Source organism: Arsenicicoccus piscis (genome assembly GCF_022568835.1).
Classification (GTDB): Bacteria; Actinomycetota; Actinomycetes; order Actinomycetales; family Dermatophilaceae; genus Arsenicicoccus; species Arsenicicoccus piscis.
On the sequence record NZ_JAKZHV010000004.1, the window covers coordinates 149,897 to 164,498 of the forward strand.

At 72.0% G+C, this 14,602-nt stretch carries 17 protein-coding genes and 1 tRNA gene; 13 read left to right on the forward strand and 5 right to left on the reverse strand.

Annotated features, from left to right (window positions below; all coding sequences use genetic code 11):
* Window positions 1–18: 18 nt before the first annotated feature.
* The 10 genes from MM440_RS09460 (at window position 19) to MM440_RS09505 (ending at window position 7,845) form a co-directional block, all read left to right on the forward strand.
* Window positions 19–1,962: a sensor domain-containing diguanylate cyclase gene (locus tag MM440_RS09460; protein ID WP_241444062.1), complete on the forward strand. Its 1,944-nt coding sequence runs from the start codon at window positions 19–21 to the stop codon at window positions 1,960–1,962.
* 44 nt (window positions 1,963–2,006) lie between these two features.
* Complete coding sequence (locus MM440_RS09465) at window positions 2,007–3,254, forward strand: molybdopterin molybdotransferase MoeA (RefSeq protein WP_241444063.1); 1,248 nt, start codon at window positions 2,007–2,009, stop codon at window positions 3,252–3,254.
* Window positions 3,251–3,736, forward strand: a complete 486-nt coding sequence (gene moaC, locus MM440_RS09470) for a cyclic pyranopterin monophosphate synthase MoaC (RefSeq protein WP_338155633.1) — start codon at window positions 3,251–3,253, stop codon at window positions 3,734–3,736. Before MM440_RS09465 ends, moaC begins: the two co-directional genes overlap by 4 nt.
* On the forward strand, window positions 3,733–4,230 hold the full coding sequence (locus MM440_RS09475; protein WP_338155634.1) for a MogA/MoaB family molybdenum cofactor biosynthesis protein: 498 nt from the start codon (window positions 3,733–3,735) through the stop codon (window positions 4,228–4,230). The genes moaC and MM440_RS09475 overlap by 4 nt, the downstream gene beginning before the upstream one ends.
* On the forward strand, window positions 4,227–4,871 hold the full coding sequence (locus MM440_RS09480; protein WP_241444064.1) for a GNAT family N-acetyltransferase: 645 nt from the start codon (window positions 4,227–4,229) through the stop codon (window positions 4,869–4,871). Before MM440_RS09475 ends, MM440_RS09480 begins: the two co-directional genes overlap by 4 nt.
* Window positions 4,872–4,926: 55 nt before the next feature.
* Window positions 4,927–5,871 carry a hypothetical protein gene (locus MM440_RS09485; RefSeq protein ID WP_241444065.1) on the forward strand — a complete coding sequence of 315 codons (945 nt, stop codon included), beginning with the start codon at window positions 4,927–4,929 and terminating at the stop codon, window positions 5,869–5,871.
* Between the two features lie 43 nt (window positions 5,872–5,914).
* Window positions 5,915–5,990, forward strand: a tRNA-Ala gene (locus tag MM440_RS09490).
* A 121-nt stretch (window positions 5,991–6,111) separates the two neighbouring features.
* Window positions 6,112–6,312 (forward strand): CopG family transcriptional regulator, encoded by a 201-nt coding sequence (locus tag MM440_RS09495; protein ID WP_241444066.1) that lies wholly within the window; start codon window positions 6,112–6,114, stop codon window positions 6,310–6,312.
* 58 nt (window positions 6,313–6,370) lie between these two features.
* The gene (locus MM440_RS09500) at window positions 6,371–6,757 is read left to right on the forward strand and encodes a DoxX family membrane protein (RefSeq protein ID WP_241444067.1); all 387 of its coding nucleotides are present in this window, start codon (window positions 6,371–6,373) and stop codon (window positions 6,755–6,757) included.
* Window positions 6,758–6,807: 50 nt separating this feature from the next.
* Window positions 6,808–7,845: an LLM class flavin-dependent oxidoreductase gene (locus MM440_RS09505; RefSeq protein WP_241444068.1), complete on the forward strand. Its 1,038-nt coding sequence runs from the start codon at window positions 6,808–6,810 to the stop codon at window positions 7,843–7,845.
* Between the two features lie 15 nt (window positions 7,846–7,860).
* On the opposite strand, the gene MM440_RS09510 is transcribed toward MM440_RS09505, so the two are convergent.
* From MM440_RS09510 to MM440_RS09525, 4 genes are all read right to left on the reverse strand, one after another.
* On the reverse strand, window positions 7,861–8,874 hold the full coding sequence (locus MM440_RS09510; RefSeq protein WP_338155635.1) for a ribokinase: 1,014 nt from the start codon (window positions 8,872–8,874) through the stop codon (window positions 7,861–7,863).
* A complete protein-coding gene (uriT, locus tag MM440_RS09515) occupies window positions 8,871–10,340 on the reverse strand; it encodes a uridine transporter UriT (protein WP_241444069.1) in 1,470 nt (489 codons plus the stop codon). The genes MM440_RS09510 and uriT overlap by 4 nt, the downstream gene beginning before the upstream one ends.
* Window positions 10,337–11,284, reverse strand: a complete 948-nt coding sequence (gene uriH, locus MM440_RS09520) for a uridine-preferring nucleoside hydrolase UriH (protein WP_241444070.1) — start codon at window positions 11,282–11,284, stop codon at window positions 10,337–10,339. Before uriH ends, uriT begins: the two co-directional genes overlap by 4 nt.
* Before the next feature lie 111 nt (window positions 11,285–11,395).
* Window positions 11,396–11,923 carry a hypothetical protein gene (locus MM440_RS09525; RefSeq protein ID WP_241444071.1) on the reverse strand — a complete coding sequence of 176 codons (528 nt, stop codon included), beginning with the start codon at window positions 11,921–11,923 and terminating at the stop codon, window positions 11,396–11,398.
* A gap of 95 nt (window positions 11,924–12,018) precedes the next feature.
* Here MM440_RS09525 and MM440_RS09530 point away from each other — a divergent pair, with 95 nt between their 5' ends.
* The 3 genes from MM440_RS09530 (at window position 12,019) to MM440_RS09540 (ending at window position 13,585) form a co-directional block, all read left to right on the forward strand.
* Complete coding sequence (locus MM440_RS09530) at window positions 12,019–12,303, forward strand: ArsR/SmtB family transcription factor (RefSeq protein ID WP_241444072.1); 285 nt, start codon at window positions 12,019–12,021, stop codon at window positions 12,301–12,303.
* Entirely contained in the window at window positions 12,303–12,704 is a 402-nt protein-coding gene (locus tag MM440_RS09535; protein WP_241444073.1) for a VOC family protein, read from the forward strand. Before MM440_RS09530 ends, MM440_RS09535 begins: the two co-directional genes overlap by 1 nt.
* A 119-nt stretch (window positions 12,705–12,823) precedes the next feature.
* Window positions 12,824–13,585, forward strand: a complete 762-nt coding sequence (locus MM440_RS09540) for a TIM barrel protein (RefSeq protein WP_241444228.1) — start codon at window positions 12,824–12,826, stop codon at window positions 13,583–13,585.
* Here the strand turns inward: MM440_RS09540 and MM440_RS09545 are convergent.
* Window positions 13,563–14,558, reverse strand: a complete 996-nt coding sequence (locus MM440_RS09545) for a sugar-binding transcriptional regulator (RefSeq protein WP_241444074.1) — start codon at window positions 14,556–14,558, stop codon at window positions 13,563–13,565. The two genes, MM440_RS09540 and MM440_RS09545, sit on opposite strands and share 23 nt — an antisense overlap.
* Window positions 14,559–14,602 lie beyond the last annotated feature (44 nt).

The following is a 14,602-nucleotide window of genomic DNA, read 5'->3' on the forward strand; positions in this document are numbered from 1 at the left end:
CTCGGGAGGCCGCGCCACATGACGATCAGGAGACGCCTGACCGCGATGCTTGCGCTGGTCGTGCTCCCGCTCCTCGTGGGGTCGGCACTGGTCCTCGCGGTCATGCTGCCGGCGCGCCTCGACGTCTCCCAGAAGCGCGGGCTGGAGTCTGCCGCGCGCACCGTCGGCTCGTCGCTGCGCTACGAGTGCCTGCTGCTCGGCGACCGGGCCCAGCTGATGGCCCTGGCCCTCGCCAACGGGCGGTCGTGGTCCCAGGTGACGGCCGACCAGCTGGCCGGCGCGACCGACCCCGACGGGCTCTATGCGGTCGCGACGATCCCGGGCGTGGGGACGCAGGGGACGCGCTACGCCCCGAAGCCGCTGTCGACCAGCCCGCCCGCCAAGCCGTGCTCCAGCACGCCCGACCCGGCCGAGAAGGTCGCCGCCCCACCCAAGCTCGTCGAGCGCGTCACGCTCTCGACCTCCTCCGGCGACCTCACCGTGCTCGTCGTGCTGCCGATTACACCGGCCCGGGTGCAGGCGCTGGTGAACCAGGCGCAGCTCAAGGACTCTCGCATCGCGCTGCGTTGCCCGGGTGGTGAGGTGCTGGAGTCCACCGACGTCGGTCTCGGTGACGTCGAGCAGGTCGCCCCCGCGCAGGCGGGGCAGCCGTGTGCCGTGTCGGCGTCCGCGACGGCGCCGGCCGGAGACGCGAGCCGGTGGTGGACGATCGCCGCGCTGCTCGGCACCGTCTTCCTCGGCGGTGTCATGGTGGCGTGGCTCGCGCGTGCCCTCACCGCGCCCATCGTCGAGATCAGTCAGGCGGCGCGGCGCGCCACCGCCGGTGACCTGGCCGTGCGGCTGCCGGAGGAACGCACCGACGAGATCGGTGACCTGGCGCGGGACTTCAACACCATGTCGAGCGAGCTGGAGCAGAAGATCTTCGCCGTCGAGTCGAGCCGCGACGCGCTGCGCGACTCGGTGCGGCGGGTCGGAGACGCGCTCGCGCGCACCCACGACCTGGATGGCCTGCTCGGCTCCCTCTGCGCGCTCGCGGAGAGCGCCACCGGTGGCGAGGTCGCGACGGTGTGGATGCGCGAGGGCTCCAGCCTCCTCGCCCGCGTCGTGCACCCCGTCGGCACCCGTAGACCGTCCGCCCGCCGACTGCCTCCCGCCGGCAACCTGCCCGGGGAGGCGCTGCGCGAGTCCCGTTGGCAGGTCAGCGGGGACGCGTCGCAGGACCCCGCCTCGATCCTCGGCGGCCGGATGCTCGCGGCGCCGCTGCTGAGCGGCGACCGGGTGCTCGGCGTCATCGCGGTCGAGCGGCCGGCGTCGCTGCCGCCGTTCGACACCGACGAGAGCGAGCGGCTGGCCATGATCGCCGGCCCGTCCGGTGTCGCCATCGACAACGCCATGCTGCACCGGGCGGCGCAGCGCCAGTCCGTCATCGACCCGCTCACCGGCGTCGGCAACATGCGCCTGCTCACCAGCACCCTCGGGCGAGAGGTCGAGCGGGCGCAGCGGTTCGACCGGTTCGTCTCGCTGCTGGTCGTCGACATCGATGGCTTCCGAGGGCTCAACGACCGGCTCGGCCCCACGGTCGGCGACGGGGTGCTGACGGCGGTCGCGGCGCGGCTCGCCAAGGCGGTGCGGTCGGTGGACACCGTGGCGCGGTACGGCGGCGAGGAGTTCGCCGTCATCTGCCCCGAGCTGTCCGCCCACGACGGGATGCTCACGGCCGAGCGGCTGGTGCGGGCCTTCCGCGAGCAGCCGCTGACGGTCGGCGAGCACGAGGTCGAGGTGCGGGTGAGCGTCGGCGTGGCCACCTGGCCGGTGCACGCGCACAGCGCGCCCGAGCTGATGGAGGCTGCCGACGCGGCCATGGTCACGGCCAAGAACGAGGGCCGGGACCGGGCCGCCGAGGCCGTCACCCGGCCCGGCCCCGACGGGCCCGCCAGGCCGGAGAACGCCCGACAGGTGTAGCCCGTGGGGGTGCGGTGGGTCGAACCGTGGCTAGGCTGTCCGCCATGCGCCCCGTCGACGAACACGCTGCCCTGCTGCTCGCCGCTTGCGCGCCGCTGCCCGCCGTCGACGTCCCGCTGCTCGAGGCCCACGGCCTCGTGCTCGCCGCGGACGTCCACAGCGGCGTGCGCCTCCCACCCTTCACCAACTCGGCCATGGATGGCTACGCCGTGCGCCACGGCGAGGTGGCCGCCGCGTCACCCGAGCGCCCGGTGACCCTGCCGGTCGCGGGGGACGTCGCTGCTGGGGCTCGTGGGGAGGTCTACGTGGAGGAGGGGACGACGGTGCGCATCATGACCGGTGCGCCCATGCCTCAGGGCGTGGACGCGGTCGTCGCCGTCGAGCAGACCGACCGGGGGACGGCGCAGGTCGAGATCTACGAGGCGGCACCGGCCGGGCAGCACCTGCGCGAGCTGGGCTCGGACGTCGAGGTGGGTGACCTGGTCTGTGCCGCAGGGACGCTCGTCGACGCGCGGGTCGTCGCACTGCTGGCCTCGGTGGAGGCGACGACCGTCAGTGTGCATCCGCGGCCGCGCGTCGTCGTGCTGTCGACGGGTGATGAGCTCGTCGAGCCGGGCTCACCGCTGGGCTACGGCCAGATCGTCGACAGCAACGGACCGATGCTCGAAGCCGCTTGCGCCGAGGACGGATTCGTCTCGAGCCGGGTGCACGGCGTGGTGGACGATGAGTCGTCGTTCACCGCGGAGCTCGAGGCGGCGCTCGCCGTGTCCGACGCGGTGATCACCACCGGCGGGGTCTCCGCAGGGGCCTACGACACCGTCAAGGCCGTCCTGTCCCGTGGCGGCGCAATGGAGTTCGGGCCGGTGGCGATGCAGCCGGGCAAGCCGCAGGGGTTCGGGGTGATGACCGCGGCGGACGGGCGCGAGGTGCCCGTCTTCACCCTGCCGGGCAACCCGGTCAGCGCCCTGGTGTCCTACGAAGTGTTCGTCGCGCCGTGCCTGCGGGTCCTCGCCGGGCGGCTGCCGTCGGTGGCCGACGTGGTCGAGGCGACCGTGACCGAGGGCTGGCGGGCGCCCGAGGGCAAGGTGCAGTTCACCCGAGTCGTGCTGTCCCGCAGCGAGACCGACCCCGAGCGCTACGACGTGCGGCCGGCCGGGGGACAGGGTTCCTACCAGCTGTCGAGCCTGGTCCAGGCCAACGGGCTCGCCGTCGTGCCGGTCGAGGTGACCCGCGTCGGTGTCGGCGACACCGTCGGCGTGCGGCTGCTCGTCCCCCGAGGAGAGATCACGTGACCGACGACCCGCAGCAGCCGCGGCTCACCCACGTCCGTGCCGACGGGAGCGCGCACATGGTGGACATCACCGCCAAGGAGGTCACCGCCCGGTCGGCGACCGCCTCGGGGCGAGTCCTGCTGGCGCCCAGCGCGATCGCCGCGCTGCGTGACGGCACGGTGCCCAAGGGCGACGCGCTCGCGGTGGCCCGCATCGCCGGCATCCAGGCGGTGAAGCGCACCCCCGAGCTCATCCCGCTCGCCCACCCGATCGCGGTGCACGGGGTGGAGCTGGACCTGGACGTCCTCGACGACGCGGTGTCGATCCGCGCGACGGTGCGCACGGCCGACCGCACCGGGATCGAGATGGAAGCCCTGACGGCGGTCAGCGTCGCGGCCCTGGCGCTGGTCGACATGATCAAGGCGGTCGACAAGCACTCCGTCATCACCGACGTTCGCGTCGTCGCGAAGTCCGGTGGGCGGTCAGGGGACTGGGCCCTGTGAGCGGCCTGGCGCACCGGCCCGGCCGAGCCGTCGTGGTGACCTGCTCGACCCGGGCCGCGGCCGGGGTCTACGAGGACCGGTCCGGGCCGATCATCGTGGCGACGCTGCGCGAGTGGGGCTTCGTCGTGGCCGACCCGGTCGTCGTGCCCGACGGCGAACCCGTGGACGTGGCTCTGCGCCAAGCACTCTCGGCGGGGCCTGCCCTCGTCGTCACGACCGGCGGGACCGGGCTGGCGCCCACGGACGTCACCCCCGAGATCACCCGGCGCGTGATCGACCGCGAGGTGCCTGGCATCGCCGAGGCGATCCGCGCCGCCGGCATCGCGAAGGGCGTTGCCACAGCGGCACTCTCGCGCGGTGTGGCCGGGCTGTGCGGTCCGACGCTGGTCGTGAACCTGCCGGGGTCGACCGGTGGGGTGAAGGACGGTCTAGCCGTCCTGGCCGAGCTGGTGCCGCACGCCGTGGACCAGGTGCGCGGAGGCGATCACCGGTGAGCGGGCTCGGCGGGCTGCTCTTCGGGACGCACGCGTGGCCGGTGCGGCTGCGTGGTCAGCTCGCCGACGGCGGCCGGATCCTGTTGCGAGAGCTGAGAGTCGGTGACCAGCGAGACTGGCTGGACTGCCGCACGCGCAACTGGGACTGGCTGCAGGAGTGGGAGCCGACCGCGGTCGACAAGACGTCGACGCCCGTGCCCTTCCGGACCTACGTGCGCTCCCAGCAGGTCGAGGCCCGAGCGGGTCGCTCGCTGCCCTGGATCATCGAGATCGACGGACGAATCGCCGGTGCCCTCACCATCTCCCAGATTGCTCAGGGGGTGCTGCTGAGCGGCGCGGCGGGTTACTGGGTGGCGAAGGAGCACGCCGGCCGCGGGGTCGTGCCGCTGGCGCTGGCGCTCGCCATGGACTACGCCTTCGACGAGCGCAGGCTGCACCGCATCGAGGTGAACATCCGCCCGGAGAACGCGAACTCCCTTGCCGTGGTGCGCAAGCTGGGCTTCCGCGACGAGGGGCTGCGGGTGCGCTACCTTCACATCAACCATGCCTGGCGCGACCACCGGACGTTCGCCCTCACCACCGAAGACCTCGACGGCGGCCGCCTGGTCGACCGATCGGGGGGCTCTCGGGTGTCGAATTAGCGACACACCGGACCTGGTGCCCGATCCGTCCCGACCTGCCGCATAACGTGGCACCGTGAGCGTTCAGCCGAGCAGCCTGGTCTTCGTAGTCCTCATCGCGGTGTGGGCTGCCTATGTCCTGCAGAGCTGGATGCGCCGTCGCGAGAACCTCGAGACCGCGCGGACGGTCGACGTCCTCACCGACGCCATGCGCGTCCTCGAGCGTCGCCAGCCCGTCCCCACCGGCTCGCCGAGCCACCCGCGCTCCTACGTCGCCTCCCCGCTGCGCACGCGGCCCCGGGTGTCGGTCCCCACTCCTTCCTCGCCACTGACCTCCGCTCCCACGCGCGCCACGAGCTCGGCTCTCGGGCGGGCGTTCTCGCCGCGCCGGCTGCGCGCCTACTCGCTGGTCGTCCTCGTCGCGGCTCTGGTCGCGTCCGTCGTCGCTGCGGCCTTCCACCTGGTCGGCTGGGTCGTCCCCGCGATCGTCGGCATCGCCCTCGTCGCCGACCTGGCCGTCCTGCGCACCCTCGCGTCGCGCCAGCCGCGGATCCGGCTGCGGGAGCGGTCCGCTCCTCGCGTGACCGAGTCGGCGCCGGTTGCTTCTTCCCCGGATGTCGAGGCTGCTCCGGTCGCCGAGACCGTTGCGGTTGTCGAGAGCCCCGCCGAGTCCGCTTCCGTCCTCGCGCCGGTGAGCGAGCGCGCGCCCGAGCCGGCCGTAGACCGCGTGGCCGAGCCGGCGGGATCTACCGTCTTCGACGTGCGCTCCTACGACGAGCCCGCGCCGACCCCAGCCGTCGCGCAGCAGCCCGCCGAGCCCCTCGAGCCCGGCCAGTGGCGCCCCGCGCCCGTGCCGACGCCCACCTACCTGCTCAAGCCGAGCGCCCCGCAGCGGCCCGTCGTGGCCGAGCCGGTGGCGCAGGCTGCGCCCCCGGCTGGCGTCGTGCCGGTGCCGGTCGAGATCGAGGACGACTTCTTCGACGACCTCGACGAGCCCGTGATGCTCCGTCGGCTCGGCTGAGTTGGGGCCACCCGGCGTCGGCTGCTAGAGTTCACTGTCGCAAGGGGCTGTGGCGCAGTTGGTAGCGCGTCTCGTTCGCAATGAGAAGGCCAGGGGTTCGAATCCCCTCAGCTCCACCAAGGAAACCCCGTCTGACCAGGGCAGAAGCCCTCGGTGAGGCGGGGTTTCTGATTGTCCTGACTATGTCGGTGACTGACCTGTCCAAAGGTCGGGTCACGGTGAGACCACTTCGCCATGGCCATGACGTTGAGGCTGAGTGATGACGACGAGCGGCTGCTGGCCGCTCTGGCTGAGGCGGACGGCATCAGCAAGCACGAGGCGGCACTGCGTGCCATCCGTGAGGTGGCGGAGCGGCGTGGGCACGGGAGGGAGGTCGCGGCCTCGTCGGAGCATGCTCGTCGCCGCTACGCGAAGACCCTGGAGCGGCTGGGCCTGGGGTGAGGCGGTCTACAAGAGCATCGCGTCGTGGGCGATGCCGGATCCGTCTAGGGTTGTCCTCATGACGATGTTGAGCCGTGCGGGCAAGCTGTTGCTGGGTGGATCGATCGTGCTGATGGGCTACGGCGCGGCGAAGGATCCGGGTGGCCGGACGGCCGTGGCGGCACCGACGCTGGCGAAGATTCGTGAGGTCGTGCCGCTCCCGGACGACGACGAGCTGCTGGTCCGCGTCAACGGTGCGGTGCAGACCGGCGCCGGCGCGGCCCTCGCCGTCGGTGTGTTGCCGCGGCTGTCCGCGCTGGCCGTCGCGGGGTCGCTGATCACGACCACGTACGCCGGGCACGCCTACTGGACGGTGGAGGACCCGGCGCAGCGCGCCGCCCAGCGCATCCAGTTCCTCAAGAACGCCGCCATGCTCGGCGGTCTCCTGGTCGTCGCGGGATCGTAGACCTCGACACAAAGAAGCATCACCGGGCCGAGCAGGATCGGAGGCACGCCATGGCACATGAGGGTCTTCAGCTGGGGCTGGACACGTTCGGCGACGTCACCCTGGGCACGGACGGCGAGCTGGCGTCCTACGGCGAGGTGCTGCGCAACGTCGTCGAGCAGGGCGTGCTGGCCGACCAGGTCGGGGTGGACGCCTTCGGGGTGGGCGAGCACCACCGCGACGACTACGCGGTGTCCGCGCCGGACGTCGTCCTGGCGGCGATCGCAGCGCGCACCGAACGGATCGTGCTCGGTAGCGCCGTCACGGTGCTCAGCTCGGACGACCCGGTCCGCGTCTACGAACGGTTCGCCACCCTCGACGGGATCTCCGGCGGTCGCGCCGAGGTGACCCTGGGCCGTGGCTCGTTCACCGAGTCCTTCCCGCTGTTCGGCTACGACCTTGCCGACTACGAGCGACTGTTCAGCGAGAAGCTCGACCTGTTCGCGGCCCTGCGACCCGAGGGGCGGGTGTCCTGGTCCGGCTCGCACCGGGCGCGGCTGGAGGACGCCGAGGTCTTCCCGAAGTCCGACCAGAAGCCCTTCCCGGTGTGGATCGGCGTCGGTGGGTCGCCGGAGTCGGTGATCCGCGCTGCCCGCTATCGCTGCGCACTCATGCTCGCGATCATCGGCGGCGACCCGGTGCGGTTCGCGCCCTACGCCGACCTCTATCGCCGGGCGCTCTCGGAGCTGCAGCAGCCGGCCCTGCCGATCGGTGTCCATGCACCCGGTTTCGTCGCGGACACCGACGAGGAGGCGCGCGAGGTGCTCTACCCGCACTTCAAGCGCTCCCGCGACCGGATCGGACGAGATCGGGGCTGGCCGCCGCTGACCCACGAGGAGTACCTCGACGACATCGAGCACGGTGCCCTGCACGTCGGCTCGCCCGAGACCGTCGCGCGCAAGATCGCCCGGACGGTCGGTGCGCTCGGCCTCGATCGCTTCGACCTGAAGTACAGCCACGGCACGCTCCCGCACGACGACCTCATGCACGCGATCGAGCTCTACGGCACGAAGGTCGCCCCGCTCGTCCGCGAGCTGCTCGCCGACTGATCGGGGCGGTGCGGCTCAGCGCGAGCGCAGCCAGTCCTCCAGCTCGGCCGTGGTGGGGTAGGACGCCTGCGCGCCGTGCCGGGTCGCCGCCATCGCTCCCACGTTGACGGCGTAGGCCGCGGCGGTCGGGACGTCGTCGCCGGCGGCGAGTCGCGTGGCGAGCGCGCCGAGGAAGGCGTCGCCGCTGCCGACCGTGTCGACGGCTTGGATCGTCGGTGCGGGGATGCGGTCGGAGGCGCTGCGGGAGCCGGGGTCGAGCACCAGTGCGCCGTCCTTGCCGAGCGTCACGACCACGTAGCCCGGGGCGTGCGCGAGCTGGTCCGCGACCTTCCCGGCGACCTGGGCCCAGTCCGTCGCGTCGGTGCCGTCCGCGGCCACCGCGTCCTCACCGAGCAGGTCGGCGAGCTCGTGCGCGTTGACGAGCAGCACGTCGGTCAGCTCCAGCAGCTCCGACGGGATCGGTTGGTACGGCGAGATGTTCAGGATCACTCGCACACCCTGCTTGTGGGCGGCGGAGGCGGCGGCGATCACCGCACCGAGGTCCACCTCGAGGCAGAGGGTGAGCACCGAACCGGGTCGCCCGTCGGCGAGTGCGAAGAAGTCCTGGGCCGCCTCGACGTCCGCGGCCTTGAGCCGGCCGTTGGCGCCGGGGGACAAGATGATGTTGTTCTCACCCGCGGCATCGACGGCGATGACTGCCACGCCCGTGGCGACGCCCTCGAGCGCCTCGACGTGCGAGGTGTCGGCCCCGGCGTGCTCGAGCGAGCCGCGCAGCATGCGGCCGTGGTCGTCGTCGCCGACCCGACCGAGGAGGGCTACGTCGGCGCCGAGCAGCGCTGCCGCGACGGCCTGGTTCGCGCTCTTGCCGCCGGGGGTGGTGACGAGGTCCTCGCCGTGGACGGTCTCGCCGGGGCCGGGGAGACGCTCGGTGCGCACGGTGAGGTCGGCGTTCAACGAGCCGACGACGAGGACCATGCCTCGTGCGTCCGACGCGTCGTCGCTGGGCTGCGGCGTCATGGTCGTGGTCACCTCGTGGGCTCGTCGTCGGCGGGGGTGGCGGAGGCGGCGCCGGTCGTCTCGGCGTCCACCGGCTTGGGGATGAGGAAGGACATCGCCAGGGCGCCCAGCAGGACGGCCGCGCCCATGAGGATGCCGGCCGTGTAGCCTCCCGCGGAGCTGGGGTCGGACGGGGCCAGTGCGGTCGAGACGGCATACAGCACAGCGAAGCTCAGGCCCGCGCCGAGGTTGAACGCACCCGCGTTGAGGCCCGGGAGGAAGCCTGGGTTCTCGCGCGGCGACAGCACGACGCCGAGACCGTTGAGCATGATGTTGACCGTGCCGGCGTAGGTCAGGCCGACGAGGATCGACAGCAGCAGCAGGAGCCAGCTGCTCGTGCTGCCGGCCGTGAGGCCGAGGGCGGCGACACCGATCAAGGTGCCGATCATGCCGATGCGCAGGATCGTCTTGTAGCCCGCGGTGCTGGCGAGGCGTCCGGCGAACGGCCCCATGAGCAGCCCCGCGATGGCGTAGGGCGTGAGCGTCCACCACGCCGAGGTCTCGGCGGTCATGCCGAGGCCGGCCTTCGCGTCCTGGGCGAGGGCGGGGACCAGCCCGTTCATGACCGCGAACACACCGGTCATGGTGAGCACGGTCGTGGCGAGCAGGGCCCAGGTCGAGCGCTGGCGCAGGTGCCGCGTCTCGACGAGCGGGTGGGTGACGCGGTCCTCGGTGCGCCAGAAGCCCACGAACGCCGCGATGGAGACCACCACGAGCACCGCGACGAGCAGCCAGCTGGCTGCGGCGAGCTTGCCGGCCTCGTTGAGCGCGATGAGCATCGCGCCGACCGACACGACGAGGAACGCGACGCCGACCCAGTCCATGCGCTGGTCGCCCGCGCCGCCCGCGTCGGACTCGGGCGCGAGCGTGAGCACCAGCCCGGTGGCGATCAGGGCGACGACACCCATGGCCCAGAAGACCGAGTGGAAGCCGTGGTGCTGGGCGAGGTAGCCGCCGGCCAAGGCGTCGACGCCGGCGATGCCGCCGTTGACGGCGGTGACGATGCCCATGAGGGTGCCGTAGAGCTTGGGGTCGCGGACCTCGTGGCGCAGCATGATCAGCGCGAGCGGCACGACCGGACCCGACACGCCCTGGACGATGCGCCCGACGAACAGCACGCTGATGTTGGGAGCGAGCGCCGCGATGACGCAGCCGACCGTCATGACGGCGAGCATGCCCGTGAGCACCCGCTTGCGTCCGACCAGGTCCCCGAGGCGGGGCAGGAACAGGCTGAAAAGTGCTGCGGCAGTGAAGAATGCGGTCTGGGTCAGACCGACCTCGGCGTCAGTGGCGTTGAGCTCTCGGGAGATCGAGCTCAGCGCCGGGCTGAGCATGCTGGCGTTGAGCTGGAAGGCGACGCACGCGGCGAGCAGGGCCGTGAGGAGGGCGGCGACGCTGGTGCGGGGGTGCGCGGCGTGAGTCCCGTTGGTGCTGCTCATGACTCGACCTCGCCGATCCGGCGCAGGGCGTCGACGACGAGGCCCCAGAACTTGTCGCGGTCGAGCTCCACGGCGACCTGGGTGTGGCAGTCGTCGGGTGCCGGGCCGCGCAGATCGGTGACGGTCATGCCGAGCGTCAGCGTGCCGGTGAGCTCGATGTCGACCGGCGCCTTGCGGACGGTCATCACGGTCGGGTCGGCGACGTAGGCGACGGCGCACGGGTCGTGCACGGGCGGGTAGTCGAACCCCTGGTTGTCGCGGTAGGCCTCGGTGAAGAACTCGAACAGGTCGAGCACGAACTCACCCGGTGTCGTGCCCACGGCCTTCACCTGCTCGACGACCTCCGGGGTCGCCAGCGCCTGGTGGGTGAGGTCGAGCCCGACCATGGTGACCGGCCACGGCTCGCTGAAGACGATGTGCGCGGCCTCCGGGTCGATCTTGATGTTGAACTCGGCGACCGGGCTCCAGTTCCCTTCGTGGAAGCCGCCGCCCATGAGCACGACCTCGCGCACACGGTCTACGATCGCGGGCTCCTTGCGCGCCGCCAAGGCGATGTTGGTGAGCGCTCCCGTGGGCACGATCGTGATCTCGCCCGGTTCGTGCGCCATGACCGTCTCGATGATGACGTCGACGGCGTGGCGCGGGTCGAGCTCGGTCGTCGCCGGCCGCTGCCGCGGGCCCTCCATGCCGGACTCGCCGTGCACGGACTCCGCGACCTCCTGCTGCCGCACCAGCGGCCGGTCACACCCCTTCGCGATCGGGATCCCGGTGAGCCCGATGACGGTCGCGACGGACAACGCGTTCGTCGTCACCTTCTCGAGGGTCTGGTTGCCCGCGACCGTCGTGATCGCCACCAGCTCGATCTCGGGGTTGCCGTGGGCCAGGATCATGGCTACGGCATCGTCGTGACCCGGATCGCAGTCCAGGATGATCTTGCGCGGCATGTGTTCGCCCTCTCCGTCGCGTACCTCGTCGAACGCTCAGCCTGCCCACCCTAGGAGAACGAGCGCCGTTGCGGTAGCGATTCGCTCGGGAGCTGCCGGGCAGGCCTGCGGCTACCCTGCCGCGAGCTGGGCTGCGACGTGGTGCGCCACGACCTCCACCAGCTCCGGCGCGTCCCGGCGAGGCACGATCCCGCGGCTGCTGCTCTCTCCCTCGGGCCGCGTCGCCTCGATCTCGAGCACCGAGCTGCCCCAGCGGAAGCGCACGAGGCGAGCGTCGAGGTCTACCCCGTCCGCGTGGTGGTGGGCCGAGCCGGTCGCCACGACCTGCTGAGCGAGCGTGCGCGCCAGCGGCATCGCCTCGCGGTGAGCTTGCTCGTAGCGCGCCTCCTCGCGCTCGCGGGCCCGTTCCAGGTCGTGCTCCGCGTCGACGCCCGCCTCGGCGTCGAGGCGAGCCGCCTCCGCCTCGAGCACGGCCAGCTCCTCGTCCGTCGGTGGAGCGTCACCGACCGCGTAGAGCGCGCTGCGGCGCGGGAGCTCGCCGCGCGCCCAGCGGGGGTCGGCCGGCATCGGCGAGCGCCGTCGCAGGTAGCGCTGAGCGGGCGGGAGCGCCCACCACACCAGCCACTCGGGAAGTCGCATCTGCTGAGGCTAGAGGATCCCGGTCATCACCAGGCTGGCCGAGCAGGGGAGATGCGCGCTTGACGGGCAAGCAGCCGCTTGCCTATCGTCAGGTCGTGGCAGACGTGTTCCGAGCCTTGGACGACGAGACCCGACGGTTGATCCTCGACGAGCTCGCGGCCGAGGACGGGCGGACGCTGTTCGACATCTGCACCCTGCTGACGATGCGCCACGGCATCGCGTCGACCCGTCAGGCGATCTCGCAGCACCTCGCGATCCTCGAGGGCGCCGGTCTGGTCACGACGCAACGCCGCGGTCGCACCAAGCTGCACTACTTCCATCCCGAGCCGCTGGCCGAGATCACTCGCCGGTGGCCGACACCCAGAGAGGGCACCCACTGATGCGCATCCGACTGACCTCCGTCTTCGTCGACGACCTCCAGCACGCGCTCGAGTTCTACACGGACGTGCTGGGATTCACCGAGAAGCACAACATCCCGCTTGGCGGCGGGGCGTCGTGGATCACCGTCGTGTCCCCGCAGGAGCCGGACGGGGCGGAGCTGCTGCTCGAGCCCGCGGGGCACCCGGCCGTCGGTCCCTACCGGGACGCCCTGGTCGCCGACGGCATCCCGCTGGCGCAGCTCACGGTCGACGACGTGCAACAGGAGGTCCAGCGGCTCACCGACCGCGGGGTGACCTTCACCCAGCAGCCGATGGACATCGGTGACCACTGGGTCGCGGTGTTCGACGACACCTGCGGCAACCTCATCCAGATCGTGTCGGCCAAGCAGCCGCAGCCGTAGCCGCACGCGTCGGCTCTGCCATCCTGGGGGAGTCCGGCCGGCGCCCCGGGGAGGGCGCGGGCAAGACCTGACCGTCGTCGAGGGAGTCACCCGTGTACACGCTCGCCGTCTGTGCCGAGATGGTCTACCAGGACCTGCCGTTCATCGACCGGGTCCGGCGCATCATGGATCGCGGATTCGCCGTCGAGATCTGGGACTGGACCGCCAAGGACCTCGACGAGCTGGCCGCCACCGGTGCGCGCATCACGTCGATGTCGGGCTACGTGACCGGAGAGCTGATCGACCCCGCGGGTGCGGACGAGCTGGTCCGCACCGCAACGGATTCCATCCGCGCGGCAGCCAGGCTCGGCGCCCCCAACCTGAACCTGCACGGCACAGGGCTCGGCGAGGGTGGCTTGCCGGTGCGGCCGATGAGGCGCGAGCCGACCGAGGCCGAGTGGGACGCGGCGCGCGCCACCCTGCGCCGGGTCGCGGACCTCGGGGAGGCCGAGGGCGTGGTCTTCTGCCTGGAGAACCTCAACACCGCCGTAGACCACCCGGGCACCCCGTTCGCGAAGGCCGCCGACACCCGCGCGCTCGTGCAGGCGGTCGACAGCCCGGCGCTGCGGATGAACCTCGACCTCTACCACGCCCAGATCGGGGAGGGGAACCTCGTCGAGCTGACCAGGCAGTCGTTGCCGTGGGTCGGCGAGATCCAGGTCGCCGACGTGCCCGGCCGGTGCGAGCCGGGCACCGGCGAGGTGCACTACCCGGCCGTCGCGCGCGCCCTGGTCGACGCCGGCTACGAGGGGGTCGTGGCGATGGAGGCCTACGCGTCCGGGGACTCGGACGCGGCGCTGGATCGCTTCCGCGCGGCGTTCACGCCCGAGCGCGCCTCTTGAGCCGCTCGCCGCGGCCGGCGGGCCCACGCAGGCGGTCGACGAGCAGGGCGGCGCTCGGCTCGTCGATGACGACGTCGGTGATGGCGCCGGCGCGCAGGGCGCCCACGAGCGCCGGCACCTTCGAGCGCCCCGACGCGATGCAGACCCGGCGGGGGATGGTTGCGAGGTCGGCGGGCGTCGGGCCGGACGATCGGTGGTTGAGCTCGATGTCGGCCCACGTCCCGTCCTCGCGGACGAAGACGGTGCACACGTCGCCGACCACGCCGGTCGCCTTGAGCGTCGCGAGGTCGGCGTCGTCCAGGTAGCCCCCGACGTAGACCTGGCTGCTCACCTCACCCTGGAGGGCGCCGACGCCGAAAACCGCGAGGTCGCAACGGCGTTGGAGATCAAGAACGCGCTTCAGCGAGGTCTCGCGCCACAGGGCCGCCTTGGTGTCCGCGTAGTCGAAGAAGGCGGGCGTCGGGAAGTAGGTGACGTCCGCGTCGAACGCCGCTGCGGTGCGGGTGAGCAGCTCGCCCGCGTAGGTCACGCCCGAGCTGACCTGGTTGGCGGCGCCGTTGAGCTGGACGATCGTCGTCCCGCGGGTGGGCTTGGCCGGCAGGTAGGGGATGACCGCGGACAGCGTGGTGCCCCAGGCGAGGCCGACGACCTCGTCGTCGTGCACGAGCGTGCTGATCAGCTGGGCCGCGACGCGGGCCACCTGGTCGAGGCGCTGGACACTGGTTGCGGACGACCGGCAGGGCACGACATGCGTCTGCACGCCGAAGGTCGACGAGATCGCTTGGGCCAGAGGGCTTTCCGACCCCGGGTCGCTGGCGACGGAGATCGTCACGAGCCCCAGCTCGCGCGCCGTCTTCAACATCCGCGACACCGTAGACCGTGACAGGCGCAGCTGAGCGGCGATGGCGTCCATGGTCTGGTCCTGGACGTAGTACATCGTCGCGACCCGGTGGATCGTCTGTCGATCGTGCATCGGCCCTCCTGACGTGTGCACGTTAGTGCAACCGCTTTGATCGT

Coding starts and splice junctions, on each gene's coding strand:
- MM440_RS09460 (WP_241444062.1), top strand. CDS start 19: ATGACGATCAGGAGACGCCTGACCGCGATGCTTGCGCTGGTCGTGCTC.
- MM440_RS09465 (WP_241444063.1), top strand. CDS start 2,007: ATGCGCCCCGTCGACGAACACGCTGCCCTGCTGCTCGCCGCTTGCGCG.
- MM440_RS09495 (WP_241444066.1), top strand. CDS start 6,112: ATGACGTTGAGGCTGAGTGATGACGACGAGCGGCTGCTGGCCGCTCTG.
- MM440_RS09500 (WP_241444067.1), top strand. CDS start 6,371: ATGACGATGTTGAGCCGTGCGGGCAAGCTGTTGCTGGGTGGATCGATC.
- MM440_RS09505 (WP_241444068.1), top strand. CDS start 6,808: ATGGCACATGAGGGTCTTCAGCTGGGGCTGGACACGTTCGGCGACGTC.
- uriT (WP_241444069.1), bottom strand. CDS start 10,340: ATGAGCAGCACCAACGGGACTCACGCCGCGCACCCCCGCACCAGCGTC.
- uriH (WP_241444070.1), bottom strand. CDS start 11,284: ATGCCGCGCAAGATCATCCTGGACTGCGATCCGGGTCACGACGATGCC.
- MM440_RS09525 (WP_241444071.1), bottom strand. CDS start 11,923: ATGCGACTTCCCGAGTGGCTGGTGTGGTGGGCGCTCCCGCCCGCTCAG.
- MM440_RS09535 (WP_241444073.1), top strand. CDS start 12,303: ATGCGCATCCGACTGACCTCCGTCTTCGTCGACGACCTCCAGCACGCG.
- MM440_RS09540 (WP_241444228.1), top strand. CDS start 12,824: ATGGTCTACCAGGACCTGCCGTTCATCGACCGGGTCCGGCGCATCATG.
- MM440_RS09545 (WP_241444074.1), bottom strand. CDS start 14,558: ATGCACGATCGACAGACGATCCACCGGGTCGCGACGATGTACTACGTC.